Source organism: Salinarimonas sp. NSM (genome assembly GCF_052380005.1).
Lineage (GTDB): Bacteria > Pseudomonadota > Alphaproteobacteria > Rhizobiales > Beijerinckiaceae > Salinarimonas.
Map to the genome: position 1 here is coordinate 44,779 of NZ_JBQTCJ010000032.1, position 8,374 is coordinate 53,152.

General features: G+C 72.5%; 7 protein-coding genes. 2 read left to right on the forward strand and 5 right to left on the reverse strand.

Features of this window, described 5'->3' with window-relative positions:
* Nucleotides 1-2: 2 nt before the first annotated feature.
* The 4 genes from ACTZWW_RS12980 to ACTZWW_RS12995 all read right to left on the reverse strand — a co-directional run bounded on the left by ACTZWW_RS12980 (nt 3) and on the right by ACTZWW_RS12995 (nt 3,559).
* Nucleotides 3-773: a M48 family metallopeptidase gene (locus tag ACTZWW_RS12980; protein WP_444781379.1), complete on the reverse strand. Its 771-nt coding sequence runs from the start codon at nt 771-773 to the stop codon at nt 3-5.
* A gap of 48 nt (nt 774-821) precedes the next feature.
* On the reverse strand, nt 822-1,604 hold the full coding sequence (locus ACTZWW_RS12985) for an ABC transporter permease (RefSeq protein WP_444781380.1): 783 nt from the start codon (nt 1,602-1,604) through the stop codon (nt 822-824).
* A 22-nt stretch (nt 1,605-1,626) separates the two neighbouring features.
* Complete coding sequence (locus ACTZWW_RS12990) at nt 1,627-2,418, reverse strand: ABC transporter ATP-binding protein (protein WP_444781381.1); 792 nt, start codon at nt 2,416-2,418, stop codon at nt 1,627-1,629.
* A gap of 82 nt (nt 2,419-2,500) precedes the next feature.
* Nucleotides 2,501-3,559 (reverse strand): ABC transporter substrate-binding protein, encoded by a 1,059-nt coding sequence (locus tag ACTZWW_RS12995; RefSeq protein ID WP_444781382.1) that lies wholly within the window; start codon nt 3,557-3,559, stop codon nt 2,501-2,503.
* 261 nt (nt 3,560-3,820) lie between these two features.
* Here ACTZWW_RS12995 and ACTZWW_RS13000 point away from each other — a divergent pair, with 261 nt between their 5' ends.
* Entirely contained in the window at nt 3,821-4,411 is a 591-nt protein-coding gene (locus ACTZWW_RS13000) for a Uma2 family endonuclease (RefSeq protein WP_444781383.1), read from the forward strand.
* 7 nt (nt 4,412-4,418) lie between these two features.
* On the opposite strand, the gene ACTZWW_RS13005 is transcribed toward ACTZWW_RS13000, so the two are convergent.
* Nucleotides 4,419-4,886 (reverse strand): Lrp/AsnC ligand binding domain-containing protein, encoded by a 468-nt coding sequence (locus ACTZWW_RS13005; RefSeq protein ID WP_444781384.1) that lies wholly within the window; start codon nt 4,884-4,886, stop codon nt 4,419-4,421.
* A gap of 127 nt (nt 4,887-5,013) precedes the next feature.
* Between ACTZWW_RS13005 and putA the strand changes: the two genes are divergently transcribed.
* Nucleotides 5,014-8,127 (forward strand): bifunctional proline dehydrogenase/L-glutamate gamma-semialdehyde dehydrogenase PutA, encoded by a 3,114-nt coding sequence (putA, locus tag ACTZWW_RS13010; protein ID WP_444781385.1) that lies wholly within the window; start codon nt 5,014-5,016, stop codon nt 8,125-8,127.
* The last annotated feature ends 247 nt before the right edge of the window (nt 8,128-8,374 follow it).

The following is an 8,374-nucleotide window of genomic DNA, read 5'->3' on the forward strand; positions in this document are numbered from 1 at the left end:
GCTCACGCGCCCCAGCGGTGCAGCCCGGCGCCGTGGCGCGCGAGCCAGGCCTCCGCCTCCTCGGTGCGGGGGCACAGCCGCTCGGTGAGGCGCCAGAAGCGGGCGGAGTGGTTCATCTCCTTCAGGTGCGCCACCTCGTGCGCGGCGAGATAGTCGAGCACGAAGGGCGGCGCGAAGATCAGCCGCCAGGAGAAGGAGAGGTGCCCGCGCGCCGAGCAGGAGCCCCAGCGGCTCCTCGTGTCGCGCAGCGTCAGGCGCTTCGCCGGGATGCCGAGCGTGGCCGTGTGGCGTGCGACCGCCGCCGCGAGATCGGCGCGGGCCTCGCGCATCAGGAGCTCCGCCACCCGCTTTGCCACGAGATCGGCGTCGCCTGAAACCAGGATCGCGGGTGTGCCCGTGCTGTCCTGGCCGATTCGCGCGGGCGCCCGTCGCCCGCCGGTCGCGACGATCCGGTGCGGCACGCCGCGCAGAGGCACCTCCACCCCGTCCTCGAAGGCCACGCGCCCGGGGAGCCTGGCGACGCGGCCGGCGATCCAGCCCGCGTGGTCGCGCGCGAAGCGCTCGGCGGTGGCGAGCGCCGTGCGCGCGGGGATCGTGAGCACGACTTCCCCGGTCGCGCTCGACACCCGCAGGGTCAGTCGGCGCGCCCGCGCCGAGCGCTTGAGCACCACGTCGTAGGACACCGTCTCGTGCGCGACGCGCAGCGCCGCCGGCTCGGGCTGCGGCCGGGCGGGCGGCGCGGCGAGGCTGCGGCGCAGGAGCGAGAGGACCATGACGACATCATCGCCGCGGGAGCGATTCGGGGCAAGCTGCGGCGACCGTCAGGCGCTCGCCATCTGTGACCGCTGGGCCCAGCCGGTCATGCGCTTCTCGATGACGGCGGTCGCCGCGTACATGATCACGCCGAGCACCGCGAGCGCGATCAGCGCCGCGAACAGGAGCGGCACGTTGAAGTCCGCCGAGGCGCGGGCCATCAGGTTGCCCACGCCGAAGTTCGAGGCGTTGTACTCGGCGATCACCGAGCCGACGAAGGCCAGCGTGATCGCCACCTTCAGCGAGCCGAAGAAGTAGGGCATCGCCCGGGGGATGCCGACCTTGACGATGATGTCGCGCTTCGTGGCGCCGAGCGCGCGCAGCACGTCCTCGGTCTCCGGCTCGATCGTTGCGAGCCCCGTCGCGACGTTCACCACGATGGGGAAGAACGAGATCAGGAAGGCTGTCAGCACCGGCGGCAGCCAGCCCACGCCGAACCAGATCACCAGGATCGGCACGACCGCGACCTTCGGGATGGCGTTGAAGCCCACCAGCAGCGGGTAGGAGCCCGCGTGCACCATCCGGGAGGCGCCGAGCGCCATGCCGAGCAGGAGCCCGAACACGACGGCCAGGACGAAGCCCGCGAGCGTCATCCAGGCGGTGTGGAAGGAGTGCAGCGAGAGCGGCCCGCGGAACTGCCACAGCGCCTCGGCGATCACGCTCGGCGCCGGCAGGACGAAGGTCGACATGCCCGAGACGCGGACCAGGATCTCCCAGAGTGCGAAGAAGCCGACCGTGAAGATCCACGGGGCGGCGGCGAGCATGGCGCGGCGGCGGCGCTTGGCGTGCATCACGTCGGGCCTCCCTTGGCCCTCAGGCCGCTTGCCGCGCGTCGGCGATGTGTCCGCGCAGCTCGTGGACGATGTCGGTGAAGGCGGCGGTGTACATGATCTCGAGGTCCCGCGGCCTCGGCAGGTCGACGTGCCGCTCGGCGATGATCCGCCCGGGCCGCGCCGACATGCAGAAGACGCGGTCCGCCAGGAACACCGCCTCGCGCAGGTCGTGCGTCACGAGGATCACGGTGAAGCCCTGCTCCGCGTGGAGATCGCGGATGATGCACCACAGCTCCTCGCGGGTGAAGGCGTCGAGCGCGCCGAAGGGCTCGTCGAGCATCAGGAGCTTGGGCTCGTGGATCAGCGCGCGGCACAGCGAGGCGCGCTGCTGCATGCCGCCCGAGAGCTGCCAGGGGAACTTGGAGCCCTGGCCGGCGAGCCCGACCTCGGCCAGCAGGTGCTCGGCGCGCGCGACGTACTCCGCCTTGTGGCGGCGCAGCCGCGCGCGGTGCGGCTGGACGATCTCGAGCGGGAGCAGGAGATTGTCGAGGGTGGTGCGCCAGGGCAGCATCACCGGGTTCTGGAAGGCCATGCCGGCGAGCTTGACGGGCTTCGTCACCTCCTCGCCGGCGACGATGACCGTGCCCTTCGCGGGAAACTGCAGGCCGGTGGCGAGCTTCATCACCGTCGATTTGCCGCATCCCGAAGGGCCGACGATGGCGGCGAACTCGCCCTCGCGCACCTTGAGCGTCATGTGCTCGACCGCGGGCGCCCCGTCCTCGGCGCCGGAGTAGATGTGGGTGACGTCGTGGATGTCGACGAAGGCCTGCACGAATGTCTCCGGATGCGTCGGCCCCGGCGCTGGGCCGGGGCCGTCCTCGTTCGGGTCGGGGCGATGCGGTCTCAAGCGCCGCTCACTGGAGCATGCGCTCCTCCTTGGGCGGCAGGAACTCGGACGTGAACACGTCGTCCAGCGCCGGGCGCTCCTGGAAGTCGAAGGTGAGGTCGATCTGCTCGAGCGCCCGCTCGTAGCGGTCGGCGTCGACGTCGCCGAAGCCGTTCGCCGCGACCTCCTCGGTGAGGATGTTGTTCTCGATCGTCATGCGCCAGCGGTCGGCCTCGACATCCTGGCGGGCTACGTCGTTGTACTGGACGACGTAGCCGGCGCCCTCGGTCGGGTTGGCGATCGTGTCCTCGAGCCCGCGGATGAAGGCGCGCAGGAAGCCCGCCACCGCCTCGGGGTTCTCTTCCATGTACTCGGGCTTCGCCATGATGACGTTGCCGTAGAGCTCCACGCCGTAGTCGCCCATGTTGAGCACGACGATGTCGTCCATCGGCACGCCGCGGGCGGCGAGGTTGATCGCCGACGACATCGCGAAGCCGAACACGGCGTCGACCTCGCCCTGGGCGAGCATCGGCTCGCGCACGGGGAAGCCGACGTTCTCGAACGTCATCTCCCACTCGGCCTCGTCGATGTCGTTGACGTCCTTGAAGATCGGCCACTGCGCATAGGCCGCGTCGGCCGCCGGGGCGCCGAAGGTCTTGCCGCGCAGGCTCTCGAGGTCCTCGGTGATGCCGCGCGAGGCGCGCCCGACGATGGCGAAGGCGGGCTTGTTGTAGACCATGGCGACCGCCTTCACGGGCACGGAGGCGGGGTCCGAGCGGTAGCGGATCAGAGAGTTGAAGTCGCCGAAGGCCATGTCGTAGGGGCCGGACGCCACGCGGTTGATCGATTCGACCGAGCCGTTGCCCGCGTCGATGGTGACGTCGAGCCCCTCCTCCTCGAAGTACCCCTTCTCCAGCGCCGCGAGGAAGGGCGCTGACGGCCCCTCGAAGCGCCAGTCGAGCGAGAAGCGCAGCGGCGTGAGGTCCTGCGCCACGGCCGGGGCAGCGGCGAGGCCGCAGAACGCGACGCCGCCGGCGAAGGCGGCGATCAGGCTGCGGCGGGTGGGACGGGCGAGGCGGGACATCATGCGGCGGCGCTCCTGCGTACGGTTGGGGGTGATCTCTCGTGCGGCGACCCTGGCAAGGGCCGTGCCGGACCGGGCGGGCGGAACCAGGCTCGGCCATGCAAGCACATGGCTCCGCAGCGTCAAGCGAAATGCCTCATCATTGGGCATGATCGACGTCGCAGGGCGCACATGGGGGAGGCAGGGCGAAGCAGGATGCGCGCCGGCCGGGCGCTTCCCCCGCTTCGATGGGCGCGCTACACTGAAACTCTACGGAGATGCGGCATGGCCGAGCCCGCCCGACGCGACTTGACAATCGACGAGTTCCTCGCCTGGCAGGAGCATCAGCCGGAGCGCTGGGAGCTCGTCGACGGGCAGCCGCGCCTCATGGCCGGCGCGAGCAACGTCCACGACGACATCGTCGTCAACATCCTCACCGAGCTGCGCCGTCTCACGCGGGGCGGCCCCTGCCGGCCCTTCACCGGGGACGGCGCCGTCGAGACGCGTCCCGGCCGGCTGCGCCGACCCGATGTCGGCCTCGACTGCGGGCGCCGCGATCCGCAGGCCCGGATCGCCGCCCTGCCCCGTCTCGTGGTCGAGGTCCTCTCGCCCTCGACGCGCGACTTCGACGCCTTCGAGAAGCTCGAGGAGTACAAGCGCATCGCCAGCATCGCTGCGATCCTGCTCGTCGAGCCGAACCGACCTCTCGTCGTCGCGTGGACGCGTGCGGGGGAGGACGGCTGGAGCCGGACGATCGTCGAGGGCCTGGAGCAGCGGCTCGAGCTGCCCGTCCTCGACCTCGTGCTCTCCCTCGATGCCTTCTACGCCGACGTGGCCTTCCCGAAGGAGCCGCCGCGGGTCGTCGGCGGGACGTGACGCGCGCTCAAACCGGCAGCGCCCCGTCCGTCTTCACCTCCTCCATCACCGCGTAGGTGCGCGTCTCCCGCACGCCCGGCAGCGCGAGGAGGACGTCGCCGAGGAAGCGGCGGTAGGCGGCCATGTCGGAGATGCGGGTCTTGACGAGGTAGTCGAACCCGCCGGCCACCATGTGGCACTCGAGCACCTCCGGCGCGCGCCGCACCGCGTCGGCGAAGCGCTCGAACACGTCCGGCGTCGTCTTGTCGAGCGACACCTCGACGAAGACGAGCAGGCCGAGCCCGACGCGGTGCGGGTCGAGCCGGGCGGAGAAGCCGAGGATGACGCCGTCCTTCTGCAGGCGGCGCAGGCGCTCGCCCGTCGCCGTCGGCGAGAGGCCGATGCGCTCGGCGAGCTCGACGGCGGAGATGCGCCCGTCCTCCTGGAGCACGGCGAGGATGCGGTGGTCGACCCGGTCGAGATCCGTTGCTTTCACTGTCCATGCCCCCAGATGCCGCCGATCCGGCGCTGATCGAGAAGATACGCCAGTGGAAGCATGGCGCAAGTCGCGCTATGCTGTGACATCGCCCGACGCCCTGCCGGCCGTCGACGGGAGCCTCGCCATGGACGCCCTCTCCCCCGCCTTCCCGCCCTTCTCCGCCCCCTATGCCGAGGACGACGTCGCCCTCGCCGAGCGCCTGTTCACCGAGGTCCGGGCCGCGCCCGCGACGGTGGACGCGGCGGACGCGCTCGCCCGCGACCTGATCGGCGCGATCCGCGCCGAGGAGCGTGGCTTCGGCGGCGTCGAGGATCTCCTGCGGGAATACGCCCTGTCCACCCGCGAGGGACTCGCGCTGATGGTGCTGGCGGAGGCGCTCCTGCGCGTGCCCGACGCGGCCACCGCCGATCGCCTCATCGAGGACAAGCTCGGGCAGGGGGACTTCGCGCATCACGAGGCGAAATCCGGCGCGTTCCTCGTCTCGGCCTCGGCCTGGGCGCTCGGCATCACCGCGCGCGTCATCCGCCCCGGCGAGACGCCGGAGGGCATCCTCGGGCAGATGACGAAGCGGCTGGGGCTCCCCACCGTGCGGACGGCGACGCGCCAGGCGATGCGCGTGCTCGGCTCGCACTTCGTGCTGGGCCAGACCATCGAGGAGGCGCTCTCGCGCGCCCGCACCGGCAAGGGCCGGGTCTACCGCTATTCCTTCGACATGCTGGGCGAGGGCGCGCGCACGGCGCACGACGCCGAGCGCTACTTCGAGAGCTACGCGGAGGCCATCGACGCCATCGGCCGTGGTGCCGGCGACGAGCGACTGCCCGATCGCCCCGGCATCTCGGTGAAGCTGTCGGCGCTGCATCCGCGCTACGAGGCGCTCTCCCGCGAGCGGGTGCTGGCCGAGTTGACGCCGCGCGTCGTCGCGCTCGCGCGCAAAGCCAAGGCCTGGGACCTCAACTTCACCGTCGATGCCGAGGAGGCGGACCGGCTCGAGCTCTCGCTCGAGGTGATCGCCGCCGTCGCCGCCGACCCCTCGCTCGCAGGCTGGGACGGCTTCGGCCTCGCGGTGCAGGCCTACCAGAAGCGCGCGCCCGCGGTGATCGACTGGGTCGCGGCGCTGGCCGAGCGGCTCGACCGGCGCTTCATGGTGCGCCTCGTCAAGGGCGCCTACTGGGACACCGAGGTGAAGCGCGCCCAGGAGCGCGGGCTGCCGGACTACCCGGTCTTCACCCGCAAGGCGATGACCGACCTCGCCTTCCTCGCCTGCGCCGAGCGGCTGCTCGCCGCGCGTCCGCGGCTCTTCCCCCAGTTCGCCACCCACAACGCCCTGACCGTCGCCGAGATCGTGGCGCGGGCGGGGGACGGCGTCGGCTACGAGTTCCAGCGCCTGCACGGCATGGGCGAGGCGCTCTACGGGCGCCTGCGCGCGCGCCATCCCGGCCTGGGCTGTCGGGTCTACGCCCCCGTCGGCGGGCACCGCGACCTGCTGGCCTATCTCGTCCGGCGCCTCCTCGAGAACGGGGCGAATTCCTCCTTCGTCTCCATCGCCGCCGACCCGAGCGTGCCCGTCGAGCGGCTGCTGGAGCGCCCGCAGGCCATCATCGGTACGCCCCGGCGCGCGCGCCACTCGAGGCTGCCGCTGCCGCGCGACCTCTTCGGGCCGGCGCGCGCCAACTCGCGGGGCGTCGAGCTCGGGGACCGCGCGGCGCTCGCCGCCTTCGTCGCCGAGATCGAGGCGGGCCGCGCCGGCGCGGCGCTGGCGCGGCCGGTGATCGGCGGTCGCGGGCGCGACGGCGCGGCCCGCGACGTCACGACCCCGATCGACGGACGCACCGTCGCCGGGCGTGTGGTCGAGGCCTCGCTCGCGGACGCCGACGCCGCCATGGCCGTGGCCCACGCGGCGCATCCCGCCTGGGCCGCGACCCCCGCCGCCCTGCGCGCGGGAGCGCTGCGGCGCATGGCCGACCTGATGGAGCGCGACCGCGGCCGGCTCGTCCACCTCATGCAGGTCGAGGCGGGCAAGACCGTCGACGACGCGCTGGCCGAGTTGCGCGAGGCGGTCGACTTCTGCCGGTACTACGCGGCGCAGGCCGAGGACGTCTTCGGCGCGCCGATCGAGTTCCCCGGCCCCACCGGCGAGACGAACCGCATGACGCTTCGCGGGCGTGGCGTCTTCGTGGCGATCTCGCCCTGGAACTTTCCGCTCGCGATCTTCGTCGGCCAGGTCGCGGCGGCGCTCGTCGCGGGCAACACGGTCGTCGCCAAGCCCGCCGAGCAGACGCCGCTCGTCGCCGCCCACGCCGCCGCGCTCTTCCAAGAGGCGGGCGTCCCCGCGGGCGCTCTCGCCTTCGTGCCGGGCGACGGGGCGATCGGCGCGCGGCTCGTGGCGGACGCCCGCGTCGCCGGCGTCGTCTTCACCGGCTCGACGGAGGTGGCGCGGATCATCAACCGCACGCTGGCCGCCAAGGACGGGCCGATCGTGCCGCTCGTCGCCGAGACCGGCGGCATCAACGCCATGATCGTCGACGCCACCGCGCTCCCGGAGCAGGTCGCCGACGACGTGGTGATGTCGGCCTTCCGCTCCGCCGGCCAGCGCTGCTCGGCGCTGCGGCTGCTCTGCGTGCAGACGGACGTCGCCGACAAGATGATCGAGATGATCGCCGGCGCCGCCCGGGAGCTGAAGGTCGGCGACCCGCGCGACCTGTCGGTCCAGGTCGGCCCCGTCATCGACGCGGAGGCGAAGGCGAAGCTCGACGCCCATATCGCGGCGACCAAGGCGCGGGCGCGCCGCACGCATCTCGCCATGGAGGCGCCCGCCGAGGCGCTCGCGGAGGGGACCTACGTCGCGCCCCACCTCTTCGAGCTGTCGCGGCCCGAGGAACTCGGCGAGGAGATCTTCGGCCCCGTCCTCCACGTGGTCCGCTGGGAGGCGAATCAGCTCGACGCGCTCCTCGACGCCATCGACGCCAAGGGCTACGGCCTGACGCTCGGCGTGCACTCGCGCATCGAGGCGACGATCGAGAAGGTCGTGCGCCGGATGACGACGGGCAACGTCTACGTCAACCGCAACATGATCGGCGCCGTCGTCGGCGTGCAGCCCTTCGGCGGCCACGGCCTCTCCGGCACCGGCCCGAAGGCCGGCGGCCCGCACTACCTCCAGCGCTTCGCCACGGAGCAGGTGGTGACGGTCAACACCGCCGCCGCGGGGGGGAATGCGGCGTTGATCGCCATGGAGGAGTGACGGACGTCCGCGAAGGCCGCCGCGGTTCTCCCCTCTCCCTGGTGGAGAGGGGCCGGGGGTGTGGGGCGTGCAGAACTGCGATCGACGCGGACGCCAGGCTCCGGCGACGTCCGCCGGCATCGACGCCGCGCCCCATCCTGCCCGCCCCACACCCCCCACCCCGCACCACGAGGGGGAGGGGGGCGGCCGATCGCCCCGCGTCGGCGGCGCGGGGGTTGAAGCCGCGCCGGCGGGGGGGGGCCCGCCG

Bases quoted from the DNA above. Each gene is read 5' to 3' on its own strand.
- ACTZWW_RS12980 (WP_444781379.1), bottom strand. From the start codon at position 773: ATGGTCCTCTCGCTCCTGCGCCGCAGCCTCGCCGCGCCGCCCGCCCGG.
- ACTZWW_RS12985 (WP_444781380.1), bottom strand. From the start codon at position 1,604: ATGCACGCCAAGCGCCGCCGCCGCGCCATGCTCGCCGCCGCCCCGTGG.
- ACTZWW_RS12995 (WP_444781382.1), bottom strand. From the start codon at position 3,559: ATGATGTCCCGCCTCGCCCGTCCCACCCGCCGCAGCCTGATCGCCGCC.
- ACTZWW_RS13000 (WP_444781383.1), top strand. From the start codon at position 3,821: ATGGCCGAGCCCGCCCGACGCGACTTGACAATCGACGAGTTCCTCGCC.
- putA (WP_444781385.1), top strand. From the start codon at position 5,014: ATGGACGCCCTCTCCCCCGCCTTCCCGCCCTTCTCCGCCCCCTATGCC.